The organism is Asticcacaulis sp. P2_B1 (genome assembly GCF_056404915.1).
The window spans coordinates 156349-182252 of sequence record NZ_JBFUDD010000002.1; the positions used below are offsets into that span (position 1 = coordinate 156349).

At 62.2% G+C, this 25904-nt stretch carries 26 protein-coding genes; 7 read left to right on the plus strand and 19 right to left on the minus strand.

Going from position 1 to position 25904, the window contains the following annotated elements:
- The first annotated feature begins 188 nt into the window (after positions 1 to 188).
- Positions 189 to 878 carry a LexA family transcriptional regulator gene (locus AC1DX3_RS05085; protein ID WP_476988162.1) on the plus strand — a complete coding sequence of 230 codons (690 nt, stop codon included), beginning with the start codon at positions 189 to 191 and terminating at the stop codon, positions 876 to 878.
- Positions 879 to 1027: 149 nt separating this feature from the next.
- On the opposite strand, the gene AC1DX3_RS05090 is transcribed toward AC1DX3_RS05085, so the two are convergent.
- Entirely contained in the window at positions 1028 to 1975 is a 948-nt protein-coding gene (locus AC1DX3_RS05090; RefSeq protein ID WP_476988163.1) for a glucokinase, read from the minus strand.
- A 133-nt stretch (positions 1976 to 2108) separates the two neighbouring features.
- On the opposite strand from AC1DX3_RS05090, the gene AC1DX3_RS05095 reads away from it, so the two are divergent.
- Both AC1DX3_RS05095 and AC1DX3_RS05100 read left to right on the plus strand, forming a co-directional pair.
- The gene (locus AC1DX3_RS05095; RefSeq protein ID WP_476988164.1) at positions 2109 to 2705 is read left to right on the plus strand and encodes a hypothetical protein; all 597 of its coding nucleotides are present in this window, start codon (positions 2109 to 2111) and stop codon (positions 2703 to 2705) included.
- Between the two features lie 30 nt (positions 2706 to 2735).
- Positions 2736 to 3515, plus strand: coding sequence for an SDR family NAD(P)-dependent oxidoreductase (locus AC1DX3_RS05100; protein ID WP_476988165.1), 780 nt, complete (start codon positions 2736 to 2738; stop codon positions 3513 to 3515).
- Positions 3516 to 3518: 3 nt separating this feature from the next.
- Here AC1DX3_RS05100 and AC1DX3_RS05105 read toward each other — a convergent pair whose 3' ends face one another.
- The 6 genes from AC1DX3_RS05105 to AC1DX3_RS05130 all read right to left on the minus strand — a co-directional run bounded on the left by AC1DX3_RS05105 (position 3519) and on the right by AC1DX3_RS05130 (position 10528).
- On the minus strand, positions 3519 to 6380 hold the full coding sequence (locus tag AC1DX3_RS05105) for an MGH1-like glycoside hydrolase domain-containing protein (protein ID WP_476988166.1): 2862 nt from the start codon (positions 6378 to 6380) through the stop codon (positions 3519 to 3521).
- 106 nt (positions 6381 to 6486) lie between these two features.
- On the minus strand, positions 6487 to 6702 hold the full coding sequence (locus AC1DX3_RS05110) for a zinc-binding dehydrogenase (protein WP_476988946.1): 216 nt from the start codon (positions 6700 to 6702) through the stop codon (positions 6487 to 6489).
- Positions 6703 to 6718: 16 nt separating this feature from the next.
- Positions 6719 to 8344 (minus strand): tetratricopeptide repeat protein, encoded by a 1626-nt coding sequence (locus tag AC1DX3_RS05115; protein ID WP_476988167.1) that lies wholly within the window; start codon positions 8342 to 8344, stop codon positions 6719 to 6721.
- Positions 8345 to 8468: 124 nt separating this feature from the next.
- Positions 8469 to 9473 carry an NADP-dependent oxidoreductase gene (locus AC1DX3_RS05120; protein ID WP_476988168.1) on the minus strand — a complete coding sequence of 335 codons (1005 nt, stop codon included), beginning with the start codon at positions 9471 to 9473 and terminating at the stop codon, positions 8469 to 8471.
- Positions 9474 to 9497: 24 nt separating this feature from the next.
- A complete protein-coding gene (locus tag AC1DX3_RS05125; protein WP_476988169.1) occupies positions 9498 to 10361 on the minus strand; it encodes an alpha/beta fold hydrolase in 864 nt (287 codons plus the stop codon).
- Positions 10362 to 10402: 41 nt separating this feature from the next.
- Positions 10403 to 10528 (minus strand): hypothetical protein, encoded by a 126-nt coding sequence (locus AC1DX3_RS05130; RefSeq protein ID WP_476988170.1) that lies wholly within the window; start codon positions 10526 to 10528, stop codon positions 10403 to 10405.
- 218 nt (positions 10529 to 10746) lie between these two features.
- Between AC1DX3_RS05130 and AC1DX3_RS05135 the strand changes: the two genes are divergently transcribed.
- A complete protein-coding gene (locus AC1DX3_RS05135; protein ID WP_476988171.1) occupies positions 10747 to 11334 on the plus strand; it encodes a TetR/AcrR family transcriptional regulator in 588 nt (195 codons plus the stop codon).
- Positions 11335 to 11367: 33 nt separating this feature from the next.
- On the opposite strand, the gene AC1DX3_RS05140 is transcribed toward AC1DX3_RS05135, so the two are convergent.
- The 3 genes from AC1DX3_RS05140 to AC1DX3_RS05150 all read right to left on the minus strand — a co-directional run bounded on the left by AC1DX3_RS05140 (position 11368) and on the right by AC1DX3_RS05150 (position 15125).
- Positions 11368 to 11844, minus strand: coding sequence for a hypothetical protein (locus tag AC1DX3_RS05140; RefSeq protein ID WP_476988172.1), 477 nt, complete (start codon positions 11842 to 11844; stop codon positions 11368 to 11370).
- 60 nt (positions 11845 to 11904) lie between these two features.
- Entirely contained in the window at positions 11905 to 14244 is a 2340-nt protein-coding gene (locus AC1DX3_RS05145; RefSeq protein WP_476988173.1) for a glycoside hydrolase family 31 protein, read from the minus strand.
- 98 nt (positions 14245 to 14342) lie between these two features.
- Complete coding sequence (locus AC1DX3_RS05150) at positions 14343 to 15125, minus strand: SDR family oxidoreductase (protein WP_476988174.1); 783 nt, start codon at positions 15123 to 15125, stop codon at positions 14343 to 14345.
- 194 nt (positions 15126 to 15319) lie between these two features.
- On the opposite strand from AC1DX3_RS05150, the gene AC1DX3_RS05155 reads away from it, so the two are divergent.
- Both AC1DX3_RS05155 and AC1DX3_RS05160 read left to right on the plus strand, forming a co-directional pair.
- The gene (locus AC1DX3_RS05155) at positions 15320 to 15607 is read left to right on the plus strand and encodes a hypothetical protein (RefSeq protein ID WP_476988175.1); all 288 of its coding nucleotides are present in this window, start codon (positions 15320 to 15322) and stop codon (positions 15605 to 15607) included.
- A complete protein-coding gene (locus AC1DX3_RS05160; protein WP_476988176.1) occupies positions 15600 to 15992 on the plus strand; it encodes a response regulator in 393 nt (130 codons plus the stop codon). The genes AC1DX3_RS05155 and AC1DX3_RS05160 overlap by 8 nt, the downstream gene beginning before the upstream one ends.
- Before the next feature lie 33 nt (positions 15993 to 16025).
- Here the strand turns inward: AC1DX3_RS05160 and AC1DX3_RS05165 are convergent, their stop codons facing one another.
- The 3 genes from AC1DX3_RS05165 to AC1DX3_RS05175 all read right to left on the minus strand — a co-directional run bounded on the left by AC1DX3_RS05165 (position 16026) and on the right by AC1DX3_RS05175 (position 17606).
- Positions 16026 to 16433 carry a response regulator gene (locus AC1DX3_RS05165; RefSeq protein WP_476988177.1) on the minus strand — a complete coding sequence of 136 codons (408 nt, stop codon included), beginning with the start codon at positions 16431 to 16433 and terminating at the stop codon, positions 16026 to 16028.
- A 133-nt stretch (positions 16434 to 16566) separates the two neighbouring features.
- A complete protein-coding gene (locus tag AC1DX3_RS05170; RefSeq protein ID WP_476988178.1) occupies positions 16567 to 16965 on the minus strand; it encodes a glyoxalase superfamily protein in 399 nt (132 codons plus the stop codon).
- Positions 16966 to 17078: 113 nt separating this feature from the next.
- Complete coding sequence (locus AC1DX3_RS05175) at positions 17079 to 17606, minus strand: DUF4282 domain-containing protein (RefSeq protein WP_476988179.1); 528 nt, start codon at positions 17604 to 17606, stop codon at positions 17079 to 17081.
- A gap of 140 nt (positions 17607 to 17746) precedes the next feature.
- On the opposite strand from AC1DX3_RS05175, the gene AC1DX3_RS05180 reads away from it, so the two are divergent.
- Entirely contained in the window at positions 17747 to 18121 is a 375-nt protein-coding gene (locus tag AC1DX3_RS05180; protein WP_476988180.1) for a hypothetical protein, read from the plus strand.
- Here AC1DX3_RS05180 and AC1DX3_RS05185 read toward each other — a convergent pair.
- The 6 genes from AC1DX3_RS05185 to AC1DX3_RS05210 form a co-directional block, all read right to left on the minus strand.
- Entirely contained in the window at positions 18118 to 19338 is a 1221-nt protein-coding gene (locus AC1DX3_RS05185; protein ID WP_476988181.1) for a type II toxin-antitoxin system HipA family toxin, read from the minus strand. The two genes, AC1DX3_RS05180 and AC1DX3_RS05185, sit on opposite strands and share 4 nt — an antisense overlap.
- On the minus strand, positions 19335 to 19652 hold the full coding sequence (locus AC1DX3_RS05190; protein ID WP_476988182.1) for a helix-turn-helix domain-containing protein: 318 nt from the start codon (positions 19650 to 19652) through the stop codon (positions 19335 to 19337). Before AC1DX3_RS05190 ends, AC1DX3_RS05185 begins: the two co-directional genes overlap by 4 nt.
- A 59-nt stretch (positions 19653 to 19711) precedes the next feature.
- A complete protein-coding gene (gene flhA / locus AC1DX3_RS05195; protein ID WP_476988947.1) occupies positions 19712 to 21784 on the minus strand; it encodes a flagellar biosynthesis protein FlhA in 2073 nt (690 codons plus the stop codon).
- A 129-nt stretch (positions 21785 to 21913) separates the two neighbouring features.
- Complete coding sequence (locus AC1DX3_RS05200) at positions 21914 to 22387, minus strand: SRPBCC family protein (protein WP_476988183.1); 474 nt, start codon at positions 22385 to 22387, stop codon at positions 21914 to 21916.
- On the minus strand, positions 22384 to 22719 hold the full coding sequence (locus AC1DX3_RS05205; protein ID WP_476988184.1) for an ArsR/SmtB family transcription factor: 336 nt from the start codon (positions 22717 to 22719) through the stop codon (positions 22384 to 22386). Before AC1DX3_RS05205 ends, AC1DX3_RS05200 begins: the two co-directional genes overlap by 4 nt.
- Positions 22720 to 22824: 105 nt before the next feature.
- Positions 22825 to 25836 (minus strand): TonB-dependent receptor plug domain-containing protein, encoded by a 3012-nt coding sequence (locus AC1DX3_RS05210; RefSeq protein WP_476988185.1) that lies wholly within the window; start codon positions 25834 to 25836, stop codon positions 22825 to 22827.
- Between the last annotated feature and the right edge of the window lie 68 nt (positions 25837 to 25904).

Genomic DNA, 25904 nt, shown 5'->3' on the forward strand with positions numbered 1-25904 from the left:
GCCATTGGCGGGCGGCGACGCAGCGGTCGTAAACGGCGCCCAAGAGGGCGTGGAGAGGTGGCTCGGTCATGTTTGGATCTGCTGAAATGAGAACATTTGCAGAACATACGCGCCATAATTACGAATTGCAAGATAAATTACGAAACTTAGATGTACGAAATTTCGTAAGTTCTGCCATAAAGGCGGACATGACCGAATCCAGCTTTACCCCCCGCCAGCTCGCTTTCGAGAAATGGCGCACCATGAACGGCCTCACCTTCATGCAGGTGGCCGACAAATCCGGCATTCCCTATTCCAGTCTGAAATCCTTTACCTCCAAGCCGGGCCAGGGGATGATCGATCGCAATGTCGACAAGATCGCCAGCGCTTTCGGCGTTTCGGCCGAGGATATTTTCATCCATCCGGCCCTGATCGGCGAGGACGACGGCTCGGGCAACCGGCTGATGAGCGTCGCCAAGGACAGTGTCGTCGAGATCCCGGAATACGATATCAAGCTGTCGGCCGGCGGCGGCTACCTGGTCGACCGCGAGGACGTGAAGGCCAAGTGGTCGTTCGGCCGCGACTATATTACCGGCGAATTGCGGCTCAATCCGTCGACCCTGTCCATGGTCGAGATTGTCGGCGACAGCATGACGCCGACCCTCTATCCAGGCGATCGCGTCCTGGTCAATCACGACGACACCAATGTCTACCGCGAAGGCATTTTCGCCGTGTGGAACGGTTATGCCACGGTCGCCAAGCGCGTCGAGGTCATGACCGGGTCGGTACCGCCGCGCCTGATGCTGATTTCGGACAATAAGAGCCACAACCAGTACGAAGTCAGCGCCGACGAGATCAATGTCATCGGCCGTATCGTCTGGTTCGCCCGGCGGATGTAGGGCGGACGCCTAGGCTTATACCAATAGCGGATGATTTTGACTCATCCGCTATTGGCAGCAGGCAAGCGCCCGCCCGAGCCGTTGCGAGGAGCCATGCGGCGTCTGAGCTAAAAAACTAATATCAACGTCATTCTTCATGACCGTTGATATTAGTCGTACAAGGTCGCCAGGCCGCGGATTTCCATCTCGTTGGCCAGGGTACGAAAGACCGGAATGTCGCGGACATAGTCGCTGAGCGGGCCCTTGTCGGCGTAACGGGCCGCGAACTTGCCGGCGTCGAAGACATCGCCCATCATGTCGAGCAGGGCGCCGGTCAGATAAACACCGCCTCCGGATCCATAAACCAGGGCCATGTCGGACGCCATGGCCGCCAGCCAGGCCGTCATCACGTCGATGGCTTCGATGGCGCGGGGATGTCCCGTCCTGGCCGCGGCTATGATCTGGGGCGAGGTCATGGCCGGCGTCTCTTCCCCGGCGATGGCGTGTAAGGCGTACCAGATGTCCATCAGGCCGGCGACGGAAATGCCCGATTCGCGCGACACATAGCCGTTCTTGGCGCGAATGGCCTCGATCAACCGCCATTCATATTCGTTGGCCGCCGGCAAATCGGCGTGGCCACCCTCGCCGTGCAGGGCCGTCCAGCCGCCGACGCCATCGGAAACCAGGCCGGCCAGACCGAGGCCGTGGTGCGGTCCCATGACGGCGATGGCGTGATCGTCGCCCGCGTCACCACCGGTAATTTTCACCTTTTCGTCGCGGCGCAGCCCCGGCACGGCCAGGGCGCGGGCGACGAAATTATTGACGAAATTGACGCGCTGAACGTCCAGCAGGCCGCGCATGTCGTCGCGATCGATGCTGAACCCCAGGCCGTAGAGATGCAGTTCGCCCTTATGCTCCCATCCCCGCGCCGCCAGACCCGCGCCCAGCAGATGCGGCCGACCGGCATCGGCAAGGAAGCGGCGGACTTCCACGTCGAAGGCTTCGCGCGATGTGCAATTGAAACGCATCACCTTATCAGGACGCCGCCCTGGCGCCGTCAAGGCCAGGCCGATATCGGGGGCCAGCGACAAATCGCACAACAGGACCTGATCACTCATACCTATTCCCTCTGCGCGTCGTTTCGCACGCTTTAGATCAGCATCCCGCAAATTCGGTAACAAAACGAAAACGCAGGCGGCCTTTACAGCGCCGCCGCACCGCCCTAACCATGGCCATGGGCATGGACGCAGCATGTCATCGGAAGGATGGGGGCGAGATATGAAAAGACGGGCGTTTCTTGTTGGAGGCTTGTCGGTGGCAGCCATTCCCGGCTTAGGTCGGACGATGGCCACGGACAATTTTCCGCCCCTCCCCGCCTGGAAACCGTCTTTTTCACAGCCCTTGGAGCGTATCGCGGAACGGTTCAGCTATTATACGGATGGGCAGCGGGATTTCGTCGTCCTCCAATGTGGGACCTGCGTTCTGGTTGACGACGGTTTGTCCGACGCGGCTGCCTATACGGCGGCTCGCAGCGTGTTGGACAGCATCGTCAATTTTCATCCCGATATGAACCCGGCTCATATGGACGATGGCAATGTGATGGTCAGGTACAACCACCCTGCTTTCAATGTCGTATTGACCGATATCGCCAAGGCCAATTGGCAGGAAATAGAGGCGCGGCACAAGGATGGACTGACCAAGGACGAGGTTCTCATTACGCCGTTAGGGCCAAATATTTTCGATGATTTCGGCAAGATGGCGCTGCTGGGGCGATCCTATATGTTTATGGACGCTCTTGATCCGAAATTTGTCGAGATCAGGCGCCACGGATCGCCCGCCAATACGTAACTCCCTCAACTGATGGTAGAGACACGCACCATGACCCAACCCAAAACAGCCGTCGTCACCGCCGGCGGCGGCCATATCGGCTCCGCCATCGCCGCAGGCCTGGCAGCCGACGGTTGGGACATCGTGGTCAGCTATCTCGACAGCGAAGCAGAATGCGCCGGTGTGATCGCTGCGGTCACAGCCTTGGGACGCAAGATCACGGCGCTGCGTTGCGACGCCGGCAGCAAGGCCGATGTCGAGCGCTTCTACAACGCCATCGGCCCCGCACCCGGCCTTCTGGTCAACAATGCCGGCGTCCAGACCTGGTCGTCCCTGCTCGACCTGCGCGAAGAGGACTGGGACCGCGTCATCCGCACCAATCTCAAGGGCTGTTTCCTCAATACCCAGGCCGTGGCGCGCCGCCTGGTCGCCGAACAGCGCCCCGGCCGGATCGTCAATATCGGGTCGGGCTGTAATTTCACGCCGTTCGCCAACCTGGTCGACTATACGGCGTCGAAGGGCGGTATCGACATGCTGACCAAGGTGGCGGCGGTGGAGCTCGGGCCTTACGGCATCACGGTCAATTGCGTGGCGCCGGGTTCGATCGAAACGGAACGGACGCGCCAGGAATCGCCGGACTACGCCCGCGACTGGTCGCCGATCACGCCCTTGCGCCGGGTCGGCACGCCGCAGGAGGTGGCCGGCGCGGTCTGCTTCCTGGCGGGCGACAAGGCAGGCTTTATCACCGGCCAGACCCTGGTGGTCGACGGCGGGGTGTTCACCCAGAGCAACTGGCCGACCGCGGCCTATAGTCAAAAGGATCAGGCGTAAGGATCAGGAGAGTTCGAGCTCCCCGCGGCCGGGTTCAAGACGCATTTCCACGCAGGTGTCGCCGCGCGCGACCATCTCGAGCGGACGGCCGCGCCATGTCGCCTTGGCGGGTGTCTGGGCCAAGACGGCAAGGACAGTGACCGGCCGCGCACCGGAAATGTCCAGGCTGGCCCTGACCGATCGGCTGCCGTCCCAGACCTGACGGACGATGCGGGTGTTGAGGCCGACCGTAAGGGAGCCGGGCTGGCAACAGGCTTCGAACCAGTTGCGCACCGGGCTGGACAGGGCGCCGAAGGGATGCCAGGCGCTGCCGATACCGGTATCGGCGTCGAAGTTTTCGTAGGTCCGGCCGCTGCGGGCAATTTCAGCGCTGTAGACGTCAAGCGCCGTCGTGGCGATCTGCCACGCCTTGTCGCCTTCGCCGTAATCGAGCAGCGCCTTCCACATGAACCATTGATGCGGCATCCATACGGTGCCGTTCCAATAAYCGGATTTGTTGTAATAGGAGGCGCGCCGGTCGACGGCCGTAATCCCCGACGGCGTCCACAGGCGGCCGGGCGTCATCAGGTTGTCGATCATGCGTTGGGTCTGGGCTGGCGAACAGATGTCGGCGACCAAAGGACTGACGCCATCCAGGCCCATATTGAAGTTTTCGCCGGCGGGCGAGCGCCACTGGCCGACGGGTTGCCGGGCATCGTCGTGCTCGACATAGGCGAAATAGCCCGACGCCTCGTCCCAGCTCCAGGTCTGYAGGGCGCTGCCGAGCGACTCGATATCGGCGCGCCATTCCTTCAGGTCCTGGGTCGCACCGATGGCGCCGGCGACCTGGCAGAGGATTTTCGCGCAGCGGATGGCATGGGCCGAGGAGATGACGGGCGCTATGCGGTCGGCCTTTTTTTGGCTGTGCACGGCCATCTGCGCCGGATAGTCGTCCATGCCGCCGGTATTGTAAAAATAGTCGTAGGTGCGGATAAGCCCGGACTTCAGGTCTCGGCAGGTCGAACCGGTTTCGCGGCCGAGCAGAAAACGCAGGTAACACGCCAGCCTGGGGTAGCGGGCGCGGGCGAAGTTCAGGTCGCCATTGCGGTTCCACAGCTCCTGAAACTGGTAAAACTGCGTCGGCAACGGCGTGCCGTGGTGCAGGAAGGCGGCCTGGTCGTCGTCGACGGGGCTGAGATAGGTGTCGAGCAGGGCCGTCGACAGGCGCGGACTGCTGCGCGCCAGCCCAAGGCCGGTAAAGCCGGAATCCCACGTATAGACGGACGACCATTCCCGGCCCGGGCAGTAGTTGCGGATCCACTGGCCGCCCGTCCAGATGGGGAAGAGCATATTGGTCGCGATGGTGGCCAAAAGCCGCTCGGCGCCTTCTTGATGCTTTTGCGCCATGGCGCCGGGAACGCTGACAAAGGCATCGCGCGCGGCATCAAGACGACTGTCGTAATCCATGGCGCGCAATTGGCGAAGCGTCTCCGCCACCCCCTGTCCGTCGCCCACCGTCACGAAGGCGTCACGCACGACGGTTTCGCCGCCGCGGAGATAGATTGGGTCCGGCGCGGCTATGGTGACGTGACCTGGGCCATCGCCCTGAGGGACGCGGTTCATGTCGAACAGGCTGGGGTCGTTCAGCGCGCCATCGAGGCTGCGCAGATCGTCGGTGCGCGCCGAATGGATAAAGGCCGTGCCGCCGCTCCAGCCCAGGGCATAGGCCCGGCCGGTCTCATCGGGGAAGGTCATGACGGTCTGGCCGGCCACCGCGTCGTCCTGGCGTTGCGCGTCGAGCTGCCAGACATGCAGGCTGAAGCTGACGGCGGCGAGGTCATCCGCCTCGGCCACGACGAAGCCGTTGAGCTCGATAGGCTGACCGCCAAGCGCCGTCAGCGAGATCACCTGTTCCCCGGCCGCCACGGCGCCGACGGCGACGTCCAGGGTTTGAAACGCCGTTTCGGCGCCGTCATTATGGGTAAAGGTCACCTGGCCCTTGACCAGCCCGCCCCCCCGGAACACGCAGACACCGGCCGCCATGCGGTAGCGGAAGCGCACGACAGCGGCCTTCAGGGCGCGCGGCGTGTCGAAGCGCCACTGGACCTGGTCGGCGGCGGTCTTGCCGAAACCCTGGCCGATGCCGCCATAGCCGGCGAAACCGTCTTCGAAGATCTCGCCGCGGCGCCGGCCGTCGGTGACCAGATGGTCGTCGAAACGCCCCTCGCCCCAGGTAAAACGCTCATAATGAAGGGCATTCACCCACATGGCCGAGGCCGGCAGGGTGACGTCGGCCGGGTTGGCCGCGCTGCCCTTGACCGCGCGGTGGACGATGCCCGAGGCCTCATCGTTGCGGGTGCGTGGCGGGTTCGACGGCGGCGCCAGGCGGGCCACCCAGTTCAGGACCACCGGCCAGGTGGTGGTCGAGCGGTTGTGCACCGTCGCCCGCAACATGCCGCCCGAGGCGTCGAGGGACAACCATTCCAGCCGGACGCCAACGCCGCTGACCAGATCGCAATCCCAGGCGATGTAGCCGAGGTTCGGATCGGCGCGCACCGGCTGCATGGCCAGACCCATCTCGGCATAGGGCACCAGGGTCTCCCGGCGCAGTATGGCCGGCGCCAGAGCGAAATCCATGCGCAGGCCGCGCTCGGCATCGGTGATGTGGGAAATACCGTTCAAATGATCGCTATAGGGGCCCCAGTCGGGGAGCGGCAGGTCCCGGTGCGCCGGCCGCCGCCAGACAACCTGGTCTCTGTCTGGTAAGAGCACGGACGGTTTTTGCAGAGCTTCGAAGCCCAAAACCGGTCCGGCCGCCACGCCTGCCACCACGGGTGTTGCCCCTTGCAGGAGACGGCGACGGGAAAGCCTGAGCGCTGGGGCCATGATGGATGCGTCTTCCTGCTAATAGCGACGGTCATAAAGCATGCTCGTCGATATTAGCCCGTTTTTGGCGCAAACGGCTAGACACGCCGCATTGGCTCGGCCAGGCCTATTCCGTCACGGTGACAACCACCTTGCCGCGGGCGCGGCCGCTTTCGACATAGGCCAGGGCGTCTCCGGTTTTCTCGAACGGGAAGACCTTGTCGACGACCGGCCGGATCACGCCGGATTCGATAAGCGAGGTGATCTCGGTCAACTGTTGGCCGTCCGCGCGCATGAATATACCCAGAGCAACTGGCCGACGGCGGCCTATGCCCGACAGGATGAGTCGTAGATGATGGCTATTCCGCGACGGTCCAGTTGATCGTGATCGCCGACCACTTGCCGTGGCTGAGCGCGGTCCAGCCTCCCGTCGGCTGCACCTTCAGACGCTGATGCTGCAAGCGGCGGGCGATCGTGCGTCCGATCCGGGAATAGGACGGCGTGTCCTCCATCGCGTCGCAGGCCGCTATCTCGCCGTCCTCGCCCCAATTGCACAGCAGTATGATTTGGCCCGAGGCGTAGGCCTCGAGCACGTCGTTGTCGAATTCACTGGTGGCCGCAACCTGCGCGGCCAGGCCTGCCGCGAGCGGCATCTGAACCGGTGATCCCTGCGGCCCCGGCGCCAGGATCGTATAGCCGGCCGGCAATTGGTTGAGATCCAGTTCGTGCGTCGTCACGGCCGCGGCGATATCGCCGTGCAGCGCCATCCACGCCTTCGCATCCGGCCAGCCTTCGCCGGCGGCCAGCCAAAACTGCTGAGCCGCCAATTGTTGTTGCGCCGGCGTGCCGCGCTCGCTCGCGGCGAAGCGGCCGACGTAATCCGTGGCCCGCCGGCCGCCGCGCCACATCACCTCGCTCAGCGCCGGCAAGGCCTGAGCGTCGTCGGCCATGGCGATCGCCGCATCTTCCTGCTTGGCGATCTCCGCTGAGTCCAGCCGCCAGCACGCCAGACGAGCGCGGACGAAGTGATCCGGCACAGTATCGTCGGGGTGTCTGCACATAACGATCAGGGACGGCCTGTCATAGGCCTTGGTGGCGCGCTCATACCAATCGAACGACGTGTCCTTGTCATGGACTTCGGGCGCCGTGGCATAGATTTCCGCCAGGCGGCGCATGTCGTAACCATTGGGGAAGCTCGTCGTATCGTTGGCGCGCGCTTCATGCCATGCGATGGCGCGGGCAATATTGCGGTACGGCCCGTCGGCCTCATAGATATGCGCAAGGCGGCTCTGGGAGTAAGAGTCGCCCAGGGCGGCGCCGCGTTCGTACCAGTAGATGGCCTTGTCCATGTCGGCGAAGGGTTTATCCGGCTGCGCCGTTCCAGGTTCGTAAAGACCGGCCAGGGTGATCATGGCATTGACGCTGCCGCCATCGGCCGCCTTGCCGTACCAGTACAGCATCTTGTCGACATCGGGCGCGATCCCCGGATAACCGACCTCATAGTCGATGGCGAGCACGGTCTGCGCCCAGGTGTCGCCGGTTTCGGCCATCTTGATGCGCCATTGGCGGGCGAGAAGCGGGCTGTAATCCGGGCCGTCGTCCTGTTGGTAAATGCGGATCAACTCGTCCTCGGCCGGCTGGAACCCTTGTTCGGCGGCCCGGCTCAGCCATTTCAGCCCGCGCCGGCGTCCGGCAGGATCGTTCTTGCCATCGCTTGCCACAAGATATTGTTCGCGGCCGAAATTGAACTGGTCCTCGGCCCTGCCGCTGTTCGCCGCGCGACGCAGGTCGCTCAAAACCTTCGGATCATGCTTCGGCAAGGCGTCCACGACGGTAGTCGTCGTCGTATGGACGCCGCAATCGGCACAACGTGGTGTCAGGCTGGCCGCCACGGGCGTCAACTGGATGACCAAGGGCGCGGCATAACTCGTCGCCGGCGCCGCGGCGGCAACCAGCAACGACAGGACAAGGCAGGATGCGCGCATGAAATCCCCCGGTTTTACGCCACTCTACTGCAAACCTTCCGGCAAGGCCAGATGACGGCCAGCAGGTCGCGATCGCCGGCAAGCTTCGATCCGTCGTCACACGTGGTTGGCCGGGAGAACAGACCTATTCCGCCACGGAGATGACGACCTTGCCCCTGGCGCGGCCGCTTTCGACATAGGCCAGGGCGTCTCCGGTTTTCTCGAACGGAAAGACCTTGTCGACGACCGGTCGGATCACGCCGGATTCGATAAGTGCGGTGATTTCCCGCAGTTGAAGACCGTCCGCCCGCATGAACAGGAAGGCGTAACGGAGCCTGAGTTTACGCGCCTGCTTGCGGACCTTCCCGCTCAGCAAGCCGATAACGAACTTCAAGATCGGATTCAGTCCCATGCCTCGGGCAAAGGCAGGATCGGGCGGACCGGAAATCGAGATGGCCAGGCCACCCGGTTTCAATACGCGCAGCGATTTTTCGAGGGTGGCGGGATCCTGGCTGTTGAGGACGAGATCATAGCCCGACAGCACCGTCTCGAAATCCTGCGTTTTATAGTCGATGACCACATCGGCGCCCAAGCTCTTGACGAGGTCGATATTCTTCGCGCTCGTCGTCGTCGCCACGGTGGCCCCCAGATGTTTGGCCAGTTGAATGGCGAAGGTGCCGACTCCGCCGGAGCCGGCCTGGATGAAGACCTTCTGGCCGGGCTTGATCTTGCCCACCTCAACCAGGGCCTGCCAGGCGGTCAGCCCGACCAGCGGGATGGAGGCCGCCTCTTCCATGCTGAGGTTTTTGGGTTTCGGCGCCAGGTCGGCCTCGTTCACGGCGATGAATTCGGCGAAGGTGCCGATCCGGTGATCGCGCGCCCGGGCATAGACCTCGTCGCCTGCCTTGAATCGCCTGACCTTGGGACCGACCCGGACGACGATGCCGGCCAAGTCGTGGCCAAGGACGAAGGACGGACGATAGGGCAGAAAGGCTTTGAATTCGCCGTCCCTGATCTTGGAATCGATCAGGTTAACGCCGGCCGCGCGCACACTGACCAGGACGTCGTCGTCCCGCAGGGCCGGTTCCGGCACGTCGGCCAGACGCAAGGCGCCGTTCTTTTCGTATTTATCGACAACAAAAGCCTTCATGGCTGTCTCCGGTTGAAATCTATATCACGCGTCGAGGAAGGACAGGGCCTTCGTCACAAAGTCGGCGTGGTTCTGAAAAATCCCGCCATGGCCGGCGTCGTCGTAGATCACCAGCTGAGCATTGGGGATACGGCGCGCCATGTCGGCGCTGTTGTGGGTCGGCACCATGATGTCGTTGTCGCCATTGGCAATCAGCACCGGGATGCGTATACTGCCGAGATCCTGCGGCGCTTGTTTGCCCCAGGCGGTGATCGCCTTGAGCTGGCGCAGGAAGGCCGAATTGGTGAGCGACTTGTCGCGGCCGGTCTTACGCTCTTTCAGCCGCTGCAGAAAGGCTTTCGCGGCCTGGCGGCCATTGGCTGTCGAGGTGAAGAACAGGTAGAATTTAGGGTCGCGGAAGGTCAGCAAGCCCTTGAAGATCAAAGGCCAGGATACCGGTCCGACCTGATCGATACCCTTGCCGCCGGCGGGACCGGTGCCGGCCAGGATGAGCTTGCGCACCAGGTCCGGAGCTTTCAAGGCGATATCCTGCGCCACCATGCCGCCAAGGGAAAAGCCGAACAGATCGACCTTATCAAATCCGAGCGCCCGGATCAGGGCGATCGCATCGCGCGCCATCTCGTCGATGGTCACCGGCGCCGTGCCGCCTGAGCCACCGATCCCGCGATAGTTGGTGGCGATGATGTTGTGCCGGCCGGCAAGGCCGTCAACGATCCGCGGGTCGAAATTGTCGAGTACGGCGCCCCAATGGTTGAGAAGAACGACGGGCACGCCGCCGCGAGTGCCGAGTTCACGATAAGCGAACCTCGTCCCTGCGACATCGATCGACCGGTTCGGCGCATCGATGTAGCGTGTAACCGATGCGGGGGAAGTGGCGGATTGGGTCATTATTGGCCTCCATGACCAAGCGACTGAGATGGTTTTGCGGGTTACCGCAGGCGGAATGGCTTGCGTAAGGTCTTGGCCAGCGCCAGGGCGGCGGCCTTGCCGATACCGCTCGACGCCCCGGTGATAAACGCGGTCTTGCCGCTCGCCTTCGACTTCAAGTTGGCCATTCGTCTTGCCTTTTCACGATGCGGCGTTGCCCCAGAGGCCGAAACGCCAGGTTTTCTGCGCTGCATATTATTGATGACGATCATCATCATATGTGATAGATGATTGACATCATCAATAATGTCAAGTCAGATTCGACGAAAAAGAGCGACGGACGCCCCTCACTGGAAGTATCACTTACGGCTACGGGTCGTTTCGGCGACAAACGGAGTAAGCAAATATGAGAGTATCGCGGGAAAAGAAGGCGGAGAATCACGACCAGGTCATCGCGACCGCGGCGCGCCTGCTGCGTGAGCATGGCCTCGACGGCATCGGCGTGGCCGACATCATGAAGGCCGCCGGCCTGACCCATGGCGGCTTCTATCGCCACTTCGAGTCCAAGGACGACCTGGCGGTCAAGGCCAGCGAACGCGCCATCGCGGACACGATAGCCTTGCTGAAAGACGGATTGGCGCAACAGCCGGAAGATCCGTTTCGCACCTTTATCGAAGCTTATGTGTCGTCAGCCCACCGCGACGATCCGGGTACCGGTTGCATCCTGCCGGCCCTGGCCGCCGACGCGTCGCGCAGTCGTGATCCCGCCCTTCGCGCCGTTTTTACCAAGGCGATTCAGTACTATATCGATCAGATTGCGGTCTTGTCGTCCGCCCGCCCCGCGGCGAACAGCACCCGGCACCCGGCCGCTATCCTGTCGGAAATCGTTGGGGCTGTTCTGTTGTCCCGTGCAGTCGCGGACAGCGCCATGGCGGATTCGTTGATGGCGGCCGTCGTAACGGATCTTACCGGACCTGGCCCGGAAAACCGATAGAGGCAGGCCAAAGGGGGTGCAGTAACAACCGGTTCACGCCAGGAACAACAAGAACGCCATTAGCACTATAGCGATCACCATAACTATCGGCGAAATGAGGCGCTTGCGGACGCACGCCGCCAGTGTCTGCGCCAGATAGGGTTCGATATAAAACAGGCCATAGTCGGAGGCACAGTAGGTGACCTCGACCTCTTGTCCTATGCGCAATTTGGCGCGGTTGAAGAACGGCACGCCGTAACCGACGCTGCGAAACACGGCCCGACCCTCGCGTGTTGTGTAGTGGATGCGGGGCTCGGGCCACCCGCGTCCGCCGCGGGTAGGTACGATCTTGCCTGCGACGGTGACGCTGTCATCGGGCCGACGGAGCAACCAGGCATATGTCGCATGCATCTGAACATAGTTGCCCAGTTCCATCAGGCCGTAAACGGCCAGCAGGGCGCAGGGGATAGCCCAATGCAGACTGGCCGGATGCAGTCGCAACGATTCGACATAATTCAAAATGGAATCCATGCCCTCCCCCCGGCCTTCCTGCACTCTATCCCAACTGGCACCTTGGGGAAAGGCCACCCTCTATCGGCAGTCCTTCAGATCGAGGGTCGCCGCCTTGCCGCTATAAACAAGGTCGTGGCCCGCCGAGGTGGGAGCCGCGCCGCAGGTGACGCGGAACTTCGCCGTCGTCGCCATACCGGGATATTGCCCTTGACGGTCGCCGATCGTCAGTTGGTGGTCGGCGTCGTTCCAGCTCAGAGCGATCGTGGCATATTGCCGGTGGCGATAGCCATCGCCGTCACCGGCATCGTCATAAAGCTCGAAGGTTCCGTCCACGCCGGGATAGACGCGCAGTTCCGTCGCCTCGGCGCTCTTTTCGTCGGCATATTGCACCACCGGCCCCAGCGGCAGGATGCTGCCGGCGCGGACGAACAGCGGGATGGTGGCGATATCGGCCTTGGCGGCGGCGACCTGGCCGCCGTCAGTCCGCGCGCCGGTCCAGAAATCGTACCAGGCCTGTTTGCCCGGCAGATAGACGCTGCGCGTACTGGCCGAGGGCTGGATGACGGGACTGACCAGGAGGGACGGCCCGAACATATATTGATCGGTCACGTCCAGCGCCCCACGGTCATCGCGGAAATCCATAGCCAGCGGCCGCATCATGGTGCCCGATTGGCTGGTCACCTGCCACGAGGTCGCATAGATATAGGGCAGCAACCGGTAACGCAGGCGGTCGTAATCCGTCAAAACCTGTTGCGTCTTATCGTCGAAGGCCCAGATCTCCTTGCCCTCGCCCGTGCCGTGAACGCGGAACATGGGATTGAACACGGCGAACTGATACCAGCGGGTGAAGAGCTCGGCATAGGCCGGATCCTTGGGGCTGCCGCCGAAAAAGCCGCCGATATCGGCCGACCAATAGGGAATGCCACTCACCGAGAAATTCAGCGCCGCCGGGATCTGGCGCTGGAAGACGTCCCAGGTGCCGACCGTATCCCCCGACCAGGTAATGGCGGCATTTCTCTGCTGACCGGCATAGGCCGAGCGCGTCAGGATGAAGGCGCGTTTGTCCGGCACGTCGCGCGACGCGCCGGCATAGACCGCCGTGGTGTGCAGCAGCGGCGATGCATTATAAACCTCGGCGCCCGGACCGGCCGCGGTGGTGACATCGCGCATCTGGCCCCATTGTCCGCCCAGTTCGGCTTCCGAGCCATCGAGCCACCATCCGTCGAAGCCCAGCGTGCCGAGATGGCCCATGATCTGCTTCCAGTAGATGTCGCGGCCGACGGGCGAGAAGGCGTCGTACCAGCGGCCGACACCGGCGGGATAGACATTGTTGTAGACCGTGGGATAGACGGCGCCGGCCTTGTCGAGCTCGTTAAGATTGTCGAGGCCGAGATCGAAGCGTTGCCATACCGAGATGATGGTATGGACGTGTTCGTCGTGCAGGGTTTTGACCATCGCCGCCGGATCGGGATAGCGGGCCGGATCGAAGACATGGCTGCCCCACTGACCCTTTTGCCAATATTGCCAGTCCTGGACGACCGCGTCGAAAGGCACCTTCATGGCGCGGTAACGCGCCGCGATCGACAGCAGTTCGTCCTGGGTCTGGTAACGTTCCTTGGATTGCCACAAACCCCAGGTCCAGCGCGCCATCATCGGCGCATCCCCCGTCAGGTCGCGGTAGCCGGCGATGACCGTGTCGAGGTCGGGCCCCATGATGAAGTCGTAATCGACCCCGCCGCCCGCTTCGCTGCGGAAGATGAGCTGACCGGAGGTTTGCGGCAGGGCAACATCGACCTGGGTGACCGAGGCATTGTTCCACAAAATGCCGAAGCCGCGCGACGACACCGCCATCGGCACGGCGACATCGCTATTGGCCTGCTGCATGCGGATGCTGAGGCCGCGATTGTTCAGACGCCCGGTTTGGTGTTGCCCGAGACCATAGATGGCATCCTCCGACCCGATGCCGAACGACTGTGTCGTGGCCGGATTCGAAGCCGCCGCCCAGCCTTCATCCGTAAGGGGGGCGCCGGCGGCGTCGAGATAGGACAGGAAGCCGCTGTCGAGGTTGACGCGCACGGTCACGGCGGAGGTCGACAACAGGACGCTGTCGGGCTGTTCGACGATCTTGAACGCCACCTTTTCCGGCTTGGCGATGACCGCCGGATTGTAATTGCCGGCCCAATCGGCCGTCTTGCCGCGGCGGACATGGATGATGCGATCCGACCAGGGTTCGACCACCACCGTCCCGTTGGACGTCGTCACCGCCAGACCGGTGGCGATGCGCGTGACCTTGACGTTCGGCTGGGCCGCGGCGGTGGCGTCTTGAGCAGCGGCGGTTTGCGCCATGCCGGCGGCGCTCAGGAGCGCGATCGCTGACAATGTCGCGGCCAGGCAGGTTTTGAAAGCGGATGCGGACATGACTTCCCCAACAGTTATGGTTTTGCGCTATTTTGACCGTCGGGGCGTGAATTGCAAGTGAATTGTCTGAGTTATTCCGACGCGGCCTCAAAGCCCCCTTAGATCACCGCCAGCAGCCCGCCGTCGACATAGAGGATCTGTCCGTTGACGAAGTCCGATGCCCCCGACGCCAGAAAGACCGCCGCGCCATGCAGGTCCTCGACCCGGCCCCAGCGTCCGGCCGGGGTGCGCTTTTTCAGCCAGGCGTCGAACTCGGGATCGTCGATCAGAGCCTGGTTCAGCGGCGTGGCATAATAGCCCGGCCCGATGGCGTTGATCTGCAAACCGTGTTTGGCCCAGTCGGCGCACATGCCCTTGGTCAGGTTCTTGACCGCGCCCTTCGACGCCGTGTAGGGCGCGATGGTAGGCCGCGCCAGTTCCGCCTGGACGCTGGCTATATTGATGATCTTGCCGCGGCCGCGGGCGATCATGTGGCGCGCCACTGCCTGGCTGACATAGAAGACGCTGCCGATATTGGTCGCCAGGATATCCTGCCAATCGCCGTGGTCGAAGTCCTCGAGCGGCCGGCGGCGCTGGATGCCTGCGTTATTGACCAGGATATCGATCGCCCCGTCGGCCTCTATGGCCTCCACCGCGGCCTTGACAGCCTGAGGATCGGTGACGTCGAAGACAGCGATCCCGGCCCGGGCGCCGTTGTCGCGCAGGGTCTGCGCCGCCACGTTCAGCGTGGCTTCGGTGCGGCCGTTGAGGATAACGCGGGCGCCGGCCTGGGCCAGGCCCGTGGCAATGGCCAGGCCGATGCCCTGGGCCGAGCCGGTGATCAGGGCTGTCTTGCCGGTCAAATCGAAGAGAGAGGCCCTGGGCGGTGGTGAAATATCCATAACGCGTCTCCTGGGCATGCCTCTCGGGCGGCTGACTCTGCGACAACAAACACGATTTGCCTTCCATGCCAAATGGTTAGGGCGCCCTGCCCCGACATGACATCATTACAAACATGCGCGTCAAGCGCACTGCAATCCTACTTGGATAAGCCTAGGTTGCACGGCGTAGTTTCATGCTTTCAAGGAATCCCGACATGCTCCCCTCCCCCAAAACCGAAGAAGATGTTCGCGCCGCCGACGGGCCGACCATCGCCGAGATGATCCGTCACGAGGTCGATCACGTCACCCACGGCCTGTCCCGCCGTCTCCACGCGGCTGAAGACTATCTGCAAGACCACGCCCTTAACGCACAATATAACGCCAAGATGGCCAGCCGGCGCGCCGTCTCGGCCGTCCGCGCCAATCCCCTCCCGACCGGCCTGCTCGCCCTGGGCGTCGGCCTGATCCTGGCCGCTATCGTGGTCCCGAAACGTCATGCCTAGTTCCCGTGATCATCCCACGCGCATCCTGGTGGTCGATGACAACTATCCCTCGGCCATGACTCTGACCTGGGCCATGGAACAGAATGGCCACGACGTCCGGACCGCCTATAACGGCGCCGAGGCGGTCGAGGTCGCCAAGGTCTTTCATCCCGAAGTCGTGCTTCTGGATGTCGGCATGCCGGTGATGAACGGCCTGGAAGCCTGCAAGGCGATGCGCCAACAGCCCGACATGGACGACGCCCTGATCATCGCCCAGACAGCCTGGGGCGACGACGCCATGCGCGGCAAGACCTTGGACGCCGGTTTCGACGCCCATCTGGTTAAGCCGGTTGACCTCGCCGAGGTCGAGCGCCTGGTCGCCAGCGTCCAAGACACGGAGGACTGATCCGTCAGGTATCTAAGCGGCCCGGGCTGTAAACTAATTCAACCTGGCGCCGCACGCCGCCTTCACCTTTTCTTCCAGCTGGACCATCAGGAACGGCTTGGTCAGGACGTCATTCATGCCGGCGCGCTGACACAACAGATGCGTGCCCCGGTCGGTGTGGCCGGTGATGCCAAGGATGGGAACGGCGGGCGTCAGGTCGGCCTGTTCGCGCAGACGTATCGCCTCGGCCGCAGCCAGGCCGTCCATTACCGGCATTTCGATATCCATCAGGATCAGGGTATAGGCATTGGCGGCCGCCATCTCGACCGCGGTCCGCCCGTCACGCGCCACGGCGACCTCGAAACCGAGAAAATCCAGCATGTCCTCGATGACCGTGCTCATTTCTTCGTTGTCATCCGCCAGGAGGACCAGCTGTGTTGTCAAGGTGCCGTCTTCGGACATGCCGGACTCCTTCTGTCGCTTGATAGAGACAAGCCTGATATCGGACGGATTGCAAGTGGAAGGGGAGTTTATAAACAGAAGAAGATAAGTAATCAGTAGGAGCTACGGTCCGGCTGCGAAAAAGCACGACACCCTAACGTGTGGTACGCTCCCCGACATCGATCCGGTTGCCGTCGGGATCGGCGAAGACAAAGGCGCGCTGGCCATAATCCTGGTCTTTCAACGACTTGATGATTCGCACCCCGGCCGCCTGGCAGGCCGCGTGGACGGCGGCGACATCGTCGACGAACAGGTGGGCGACATTGACGGTGGAGGCGACATGGTCGCGCTTGAGATTGAGATGGATCTCGGCCTGGTCCTTGATCAACACCATGAAGCCCACGGGCGTGCCGTTTTCGAAGACCTTTTCGAAACCCAGAATGCCCGAATAGAAGGCCAGCGCCGTCTGGATATCGCGGACGCAGATGCCGGGCGCGATACGCCCGAAGGTGACGGAAGCCAAGGGTTTCGGGGTAAGGGATTGTGCAGTCATGTTCCGGTTTCCGGGTGAGCAGAGGCGGCGGTGCGCGTGTTCGGTTGCGGAACGGTGTCCATGACCAAGGCTGCATGATGATGCAAAGCCTGTCAATAACGAGGTTTAGATCCCTATTCCCGGGTTTCGAAACGCGGGCGGAAGAACGGGTCATCCAGAATACTGCTCTCGGTCGTCGGCGCCGTCTCGTCTTGTGCAGGTTCCGGGGCGGGATCGAAAGCGGTCGGCTCGGCGAAGGATGCAACCGCGGCAGGCGCCGGCGCAGGTTGAGCGGGCGCGGGGGCCGGCTGTTCCAGCTTTTCCTGATATTGCCGCAGATGGCGCAGGTCATCGGCTATGCTCATGACCGCCAGGTAGAATTCGCACACCGACCGCCACGCCAGAACCCCGATCAGGATGGCCAGCCAGCCGACGACGGTCAGGCCGAACGACAGCAGGATGCCCCAGACCGTGCCGTCCTTGATCGCCGTGCCGACCATGACGCCGCCGACCGCGAACGCGGCAATGGTGAACAGGCCGAGACCCGCCCAGTAGACGATATGGACGACCGGCTTGGTGACCAGACGGTCGAAGGTCAGCATGTCGTGCCAGATGTCGCGAGGCCGCGTCGTGCCGAAGACCTGTCTGATGATGCGATTCATCGCGCGTTCCCCAAAGAGACGAATATCGTCTGTGTCGGACAAGTGTAAAAGGCGTTTGGCCCTATGTTGTCAAGGGCTTGCTGCAAAGCCCTTGCGGGCGGCGGCGAGCCATGCGTCTATAGGGACGTGGGGGAACAGCCATGGCAGGACTTAATGGCCGAAATATAGCGCGCAATGTTGCGGGGCATGGCTTGACCATGGCGGCATTGACGGCCTTGATCTGGCTGATAGAACATGTCGACGGCTGGTTCGACCGCCATGGCGGGCTGCCGCTCAAGACCATGGTGTATGTTGTGCCGGTCGGGTTGGCGATCATCCTGGTGGCGCACTTCATCATTCCGAAAAAGGACATCCACGCCAATAGCGGCAAGGTCTACGACCGGATCACCTACAGCCACGACGACCCCTGTCATGTTTTGTGGCCGTCGCGCGTGGCCGGCGTGGCAGTGGTGCTAGCCATGGCTTATCTGTGGGGCGACGTCCTTATCGCCCTCCTGGCAAGGTTGGCGGTTTAAACCCCTATCTGGCTGGCGATCAAACGCGCCGAGCCGCGACCCAATCCGGCGGCGTCGGCAAATTCCGGCCATCGTGCCACAGCGGCTGTTACGCCATCCAGAACGGTTTCGACCACAACCGGCTTCAGCCCCGCCTTGTGTCCGAGTTGCCGCAAATGTACCGCTGTCGGATTGCGGCCTTCGCCCATAATGGTGGTGCTGTGCTCACCCTGTGGACCGGCGGAAAAGGTCAGATCGTAGGCTGGCGCCAACCGCCAAAGGCCATTCGCACCCATAAGGAATGCGAAGTTTTTGCCGTGATCGTCACGGTTCCGCGCCAGGACGTTGAAACAGGCCAGAGCGAAAGCTTTTTCCACCTGCTGCGTATCGCGTGTCAGACCGGCCGTCACGCGCATCAGCATGTCGTAATCCAGGCTCGGCACACGATGATCGGCATGCAGAAGCCCGCTCAAGGAATGCATGTGCAACCGATCCTTCCCGTCGCGATCGAAACGCCGCGCGCCAAAATAGGCGCCGGCGGGCGTTTCGAACAGGTGCGTTTCCGGCATGTCGAGACCGGCGGCACGCGCCATCAGACTATAGGCATATTCGACCCGGCCGATATCAGGCTCGTCGCTGCGGGCGGCAAACTTGATCAGCAACGGATCGAAACCGCCCCCCTCCTCACCCGACCGGATGACCGTCCTGTCGATATTGACACCCACCATGATCTTCGGCCGCGCGCCTTGCGACGAGGCGTTCAGCGCCAGCAATTGCGTTAATACGGCATCCGCTTCGCCTTCAAGAACAGCGACAGTCTCGTGCGCCAGGGCATCGAGATCGAGCGGCGACGGCGGATCGTGCTCGGCGCGGTCGGGTTCATAGACCAGGGCGCCCATGCCGCCGCGGCCGACACAGGCCAGGCGGTCCAGAGCACTCAAGGCGTTCGGATCGACACCTTGCCGGCGCGCTTGCCGGTCGAGCAACAACCGTCCCCAACCATCAGGCAGACTGTCGTTGAATAAACCGGGCAGGCCTTCGAAGACGACAGGATCCCCGCGCTGCGCACCTGATCGCAACGGCAGGCGAAACGGCGACAGATCAAGCCCCCGCGCCAGGAAGTCCGCATCGTATTCGAACAGAAGCTGCCGGTCTTGCAGGCCCAACCGTCCGACCGGGATGGTATCGCCGGCGAAATCGAGCCCGACCTTCAGACGTGACAGGGCGGCAAAATTCATGTCCGCCGTCCTCGTTTCGGTCTGACCGGTGGCGGCAGGTCGTCCAGGCTCAAGCGCTCGGGCGGAGTGAGCGATCGCGCAAAGCGATAAAAGTCCTCGATCCTTCCCAGCGCCATGGCGAGCCGAAGCAGGCTGTCGAAGCTGATCTCGCCCGTCCTCTCGAACCGTTTGACCGAACCCAGACTGACGCCGGAGCGCAAGGCAAGCCCTTGCTGCGTCAAATTCTGATCGAGACGCAGGGCCTTGAACCGGGTTTGGATTTCGACCGCGACATCGTGTGGAAGATAGAGCGATACAGCCAATATATTATCCATTAAGGGATATTTTAACCCATAACAGATAACATATTATCCCTTAAATAGCAATCACCACCTTAGACCTGACCGACCGTCTTCAGCCGCACCTTCGGGTGAATTTCGTTCTGGCTCATCACCACCGTATTGGCACGGAAGCGCTCGATGATCGAGCGCACGAACGGCCGGATATTGGGTGAGGTCAGGAGCACAGCCACCTCGCCATTCATCGACACACGCTCAAAGACGTCGCGCACCGAGCGGATAAACTCCTGCAAGGCCGACGGCGCCATGGTCAGCTGACGATCCTCGCCCTGACCGACCAGCGAGCTCGAAAAGGCGTTTTCCCAATCGTGCGACAGGGTGACGATCGGCAAGGCGCCGTCGTCGCTACGGTTCTGCCAGCACAGTTGCCGGGCCAGGCGGGCGCGGACATGCTCGACCATCTGGGTGATCGACTTGGTGTGGGCGGCGGCCTCGCCCAGCGCTTCGAGAATCGCCGGCAGGTCGCGGATCGACACGCGCTCTTTCAACAAGGCCTGCAACACGCGCTGCAACGTCGCCGTCGACACCACCTGCGGGATCAGGTCGTCGACCAGCTTCTTTTCGTCGGCCGGGATGTCGCGCAACAGCTTGGTCAGTTCCGAATAGGACAGCAAGTCGGCCATATTGTCCTTGAGGATTTCCGTCAGATGCGTGGTGATGACGGTCGCCGGATCGACAATCGTATAACCCATGAAGGTCGCTTCTTCACGCAGCGCCCCATCGATCCAGGTCGCCGGCAGACCGAAGGCCGGCTCCTTCATGTGCTCGCCCGGCAGTTCGACCTGGCGCCCGCTCGGATCCATGGCCATCAACGAACCGATGCGGACCTCGCCGGTGCCGGCCTCCATCTCCTTGATGCGCACGCAATAGCCCTGATTGGCCAGGCGCATATTGTCGAGGATGCGCACGCTCGGCATGACGAAGCCGTACTCCTGGGCCAAAGTCCGGCGCAGCGCCTTGATCTGGTCGGTCAGCTTGCGGCCGTCGAGGTCGTTGATCAGGCCGAGCAACCCCAGGCCCAGCTCGATCTTGACGTCGTCAATAGCCAGCGCCGCCGAGATCGGCTCTTCCTCGGGCGGCAGGTTGCGTTGCGCCGCGGCCTCGATCTCGGCCGGAGTCGGGCCTACGGGCGTGCGTCCGAGGCGCCAGGCCAGCGCACCGGTGGCGAGCGCGATGGCGCCGAAGAAGATGATCGGCATACCGGGGATCAGGCCGATGGCGCCCGAAGCCGCCGACACGACGCCCAACGCGACCGGATTCTTGGCCAATTGGATGACGATGGCCTTGTCGGCCGAGCCGTCGACGCCGGCCTTGGAAACGAGAAAACCGGCGGCGATCGAGATGATCAGCGCCGGGATCTGGGTGACCAGGCCGTCGCCTATGGTCAGCAGGATATAGGTCTTGGCGGCCGTGCCGGGATCCATGCCGTGGCTGAAAATGCCGATCAGCATCCCGCCGACGATATTGACCAGGGTGATGACGATACCGGCGACGGCGTCGCCGCGGACGAATTTCGAGGCACCGTCCATGGCGCCGAAGAAGCCCGATTCCTGTTCGACTTCCTTGCGCCGGCGCTTGGCTTCGTCGGAATCGATCAGGCCCGACGACAGGTCGGCGTCGATGGCCATCTGCTTACCGGGCATGGAATCGAGGGTGAAACGCGCCGCGACTTCAGCGATACGGCCGGAACCTTTGGTGATGACGACGAAATTGACCAACACCAGGATCGAGAACAGGATCAACCCGATGATGAAATTTCCCTGGGTCATCATCATGCCGAAGGCCTTGATGACCTGGCCGGCCGATTCCTCGCCGTCCTGACCGTGGGTCAGGATGATGCGCATCGAGGTGATGTTGAGCGCCAGGCGGAACAGGGTGGTGACCAGCAGCACCGTCGGGAAGGACGAGAATTCCAGCGGCTTTTTGATGAACAGGCCGGTCATCAGGATCAGGATGGCCGAGGTGATCGACAGGGCCAGCAGGATGTCGAGAATAAAACTCGGCATCGGCACGATCAGAATGACGATGATGGCGATAACGCCGACCGCCATGATGACTTCGCCGCGCTTCAGCCACCCGCCGATTTCGGAGAGTTTAAAGGCCGGCATAGCCAGGGCGGGAGCGTTAGCCAACACGGCCTCCAAGTTACAAAACGCAAAACCGTGTCGGTTGGGTTCCGCGCCAACGGAACTCGGCAAAAATTACCCTGTGCGTAGTGAACAAGTGGTTAAGAGCGGTTAAGTCTTTTGCTCCACGAAGGCCGCCAATTGCGCGATGCAGGTACCCCAGCCGTCGAAAAAGCCCATCTCTTCGTGGGTGTCGCGGTCGGCTTGATTCTTGTGCATGGCATGGGCGGCATAGTCGGTGCCGTCGGCATGGTCGGTCATGGTGATGACCGCCGTCATGAACCCGTGCTCGGCCGGTCGCCAGCCGCCCAGCAGCGAATTGGTAAAGACAATGCGATGGCCCTGCTCGACGGCCAGGAAACAGCCGTTGACGTGGGGGACGAAGGCGCCGCCGTCATCGCTCATCTGGGTGACAAAGGCGCCGCCGGGCCGCATGTCCATCTCCACTACCCGGCACAGGGTCGGCGCCGGAATCCACCATTGCTCGAAACTGCGCGGATTGGCCCAGGCGTCCCAGATGGCGGCGCGCGGCGCCTTGATAATCCGCGAAATGGTCAGGTCGAGTTTCGGATCGATGGCGGTCATGGTGTGTCCTTGGTGCGGGTAACAAATTGCTCAAGCCGGTCGGTGCGGCCTTCCCACAGGGCGCGCTGGGCCGACAACCAGGTTTCGGCCGCGCTCAGGGCCTGGGTTTCGAGGACGCAGGTGCGCACCCGGCCGACCTTGCGCGTGCGGATAAGCCCCGTGCCCTCCAGCATACGGATATGTTTCATGAAGGACGGCAGAGCCATGTCGAACGGCCGCGCCAGCTCGCCGATACTGGCCGGCCCCTCGCCCAACCGCCCGAGAACGGCCCGCCGCGTCGGATCGGCGAGAGCCTGAAAAACGCCGCTCAGCTGTTCGGAATAGTGTTCCATAAGGCTAAGTATCATAAAGGAATACTAAGCACAATGGCTAAGTATACAGCGCAAAAAAAGCGGCGCCGAAACGGCGCCGCCTTCTCATTCTAACGCGCCTATTCGTTAGAATGTAACCTTGCCGGTGAGTTTCCAGTAACGGCCCATCATGCCGCTGCTGGTGAAGGCAGGGTTATACAACGAAATGCCGTAGGTGCCGGACGGATCGTAAGGCGCCCTGGTGGCGAATGCATTCAGGACGTCCAGCATGATCGTGTAATTTTCGGTCAGCTTATACGAGCCATGCAGATCCATGGCGGCAAAGCCGGCGACGTTACAATTAACGACCGTTGCACCGTCGCGATATTTGACCGCCGTGCTACCCGCGGCACAGGTGCCGTAGTAGTCGTCGCCATTGTCGGTGGCGATCGCCTTATAACCACTGGTGTAGTAGATGGTGGCGGCGAGGGTGGCCTTGCCGAAGTCGAAGCTGTTGGTCCAGTTGCCCTTGAGCTTGGGCGTACCCGAACCCGAGGTAATCTGATTGTTGCCCAGCGTGCCGTCGTAACGTTGCGTGGTGCCGTCTTCATAGGACTGCGTGTAGTACTGGATATAGCTGGCGTCGAGCGATGACGTCCACTTGACCGAACCGAGATTGAAGCGGCCAAACACCGAGGCATCCATGCCGGCGATGTCCTGAGAGTTCAGATTGACCAGGCCGTATTGCACGAAGCCTGGCGTGGCCAGCAGGGTCGGGTTGAGCGGATCGACCACGCCGGGCGTGACGGTAAAGCCCTCGGGAATGGCCGTGCCGGCAAAATAGGCTGCGATGGCATGGGTATAGTCGCCGCCGGCAATAACGCCCTTCTTGTGGATCTTGAAGTAGTCGACCGTGAAGGCGATGTTCTTGGTCGCCTGCCAGACGAAGCCAAGCGTGGTGCCGTCGGAGGTTTCCGGCTTCAGATCCTTGGCGGCAACGGTGGTCAAGCCCAGCGAATAGCTGGCGCCGTAACCGTTATTGCCATGGGCTTCCTGGAAGCTGGTCGGGGCCTGGAGCGTGACGAAGCCGGTCGACGGATCGGAGTTGTTTTCGGCGATCGACGGTGCGCGGAAGCCCTTCGAGAATGTGCCGCGGAGGGTCAAAGTGTCGAAAACCTTCCAGGAACTGGAGATCTTCGGCGAGAAATTGCTGAAGCCGGTCGAATAGTCGTCGTAACGGCCGCCAAGATTGACATCCCAGGTCGGTGTGAACGGCGCATCGATTTCGAAATAGGCCGAGGTGACGTGGCGGAAGCCGACGGCGCCAAAGGGGTTCGACGCATTGCTGTAGCGATCATAGGGGTTGGCGCCGGGCCGATCGGGGTTGATGCTGGGATTGTTGACGCGTTCATAGCGGAACGAAGTTCCCAAACCGAGCTGGAGCGGACCGCCGGCCAGGCTCATCAAGTCGCGCGAAGCCGATGCCTGGAGCTGGACAAGTTCCGAATCGGAGTGCTGGTGCACCTTAGGCGCCACATAGTCGCGGACCGCCTGGCTGTTCTGGGAGGGATCCATAAAATTGTAGGAACCGTCAGCGACGACGTCCCTGATATGTTGAAGATTCGGCACCCCGGTCTTGTCATAATCGAGCTCGGATTTGTCGGCCGTGAAATCGACATTATATTTCCAGTCAAACGCCGTGCCGCTCAAGCCGGTGGCGAGGCGATAGGTCCGGGAATCGGTCGAAATCATGTAGGGCAGATCGCCGAACAGATAGTTGATACGGGCAACCTGACCCAGGCCGGCGAACGGATTTTGTGCGTTGAGCGTACCGTTGGAGGCCGTACAGGCAACCGTCGTGCCGCGCGGGCAAACATAAACCGGCAAGGCAATGCCGGCAAGGCTGACCGATGTACCGGCGGCGCCTGGCGTCGTCACGGACTGGATGGTGCGAGGACCACCGCGGCCGCCGTAAGCAACTTCGTTTTGATAGAGGTTGACTTCGACATAGCCTTGCGTCGTGTCGCTGAAGTTCTTGGTGAAGCGGGCCGAGAGGCTCTTGCGGGTGTCTTCAGGCTGGACGACATTGTACTTGTTGGTGGCGTCGAGCTGGCAGAGCGTAGTGCCCACGGCCGTGCCGGCGATGGTTTGGCCGGCAGCCAGGGTAATCGGCGTGAGATCGCCGCAGCCCAGAGCCGGGTTCAGCAGTTGCCAGTTGCCCATGGCCGTCGAATTGGTGGCGTCGAAAGGACGAACGGTCGCGACGGTGGTCGAACCGACACTGGCGAGGGCGCCGGTGAATTGCAGGCCGTTGACAATACCGTTGGTGCGGCAGGTATAGCCCGCGGCATTGACCCCTGAGTGGTGCGGATCGGTTTCACGATAGACGCTGGGCGCGCAAACCGAGCTTTGATTGGCGGTGTTATAGGGGAAGCCGGCGTCGGCGGCGCGCAGGGCTTCGTCCTTTTGGAATTCAGCGCTGACATAGAAGTTATAACCGTCGGCGGACAGGTCGCCCTTGCCCCAGATGCCCGAGATGGCGGCAACACCGGCGCCCTTATGCTCGGCCGAGCCGACCGTGGCCTTGCCGCTGAAGCCGGTGAACTGCTTCTTGGTGATGACGTTGACGACGCCGGCGATGGCATCGGCACCGTAGGTCGAGGACGCGCCGTCCTGCAGAACTTCGATACGGTCGATAATGGCGTCGGGAATGGTGTTGAGATCGACGAAGTTCCGCGTGGCGTCGTCGGCCAGCGGATAGTAGGTCAGGCGCATGCCGTCGACCAGAACCAGGGTCGAGTTGGTGGTCAGGCCGCGCAACGAAATGCCCGAAGCACCCGCCGCGAAACCACCGGCTGAGGACCAATTGTTGTTCATCGCGCCACCGTTGTTCCCGGCAAGGTTTTGCACGGCGCTTTCAATGGTGGTGACACCGCGCTTTTCCAGGTCGGCGGAGCCGAGAACGGTCAGCGGCGAGATCGAGGTCAGATTCTTTTTGCGCAGAATCGAGCCGGTAACGATAACTTCCGTAGGTGCGGCGTCCGCCGCCGGCGCGGCATCCTGGGCCGAAGCCATCGCCGGCACCATGGCTGCAGCGCCGATGACCGCGCAAAAAGTCGTGGTGGCCAGAAGCCCAGCACGTAAGGGTCGTCTCTTCATTTCATTCTCCGAAGTCGCTATTGGCCAAGCCAAATTACCAGCACTTAAGGGCTGTCGAACCAGAGTTA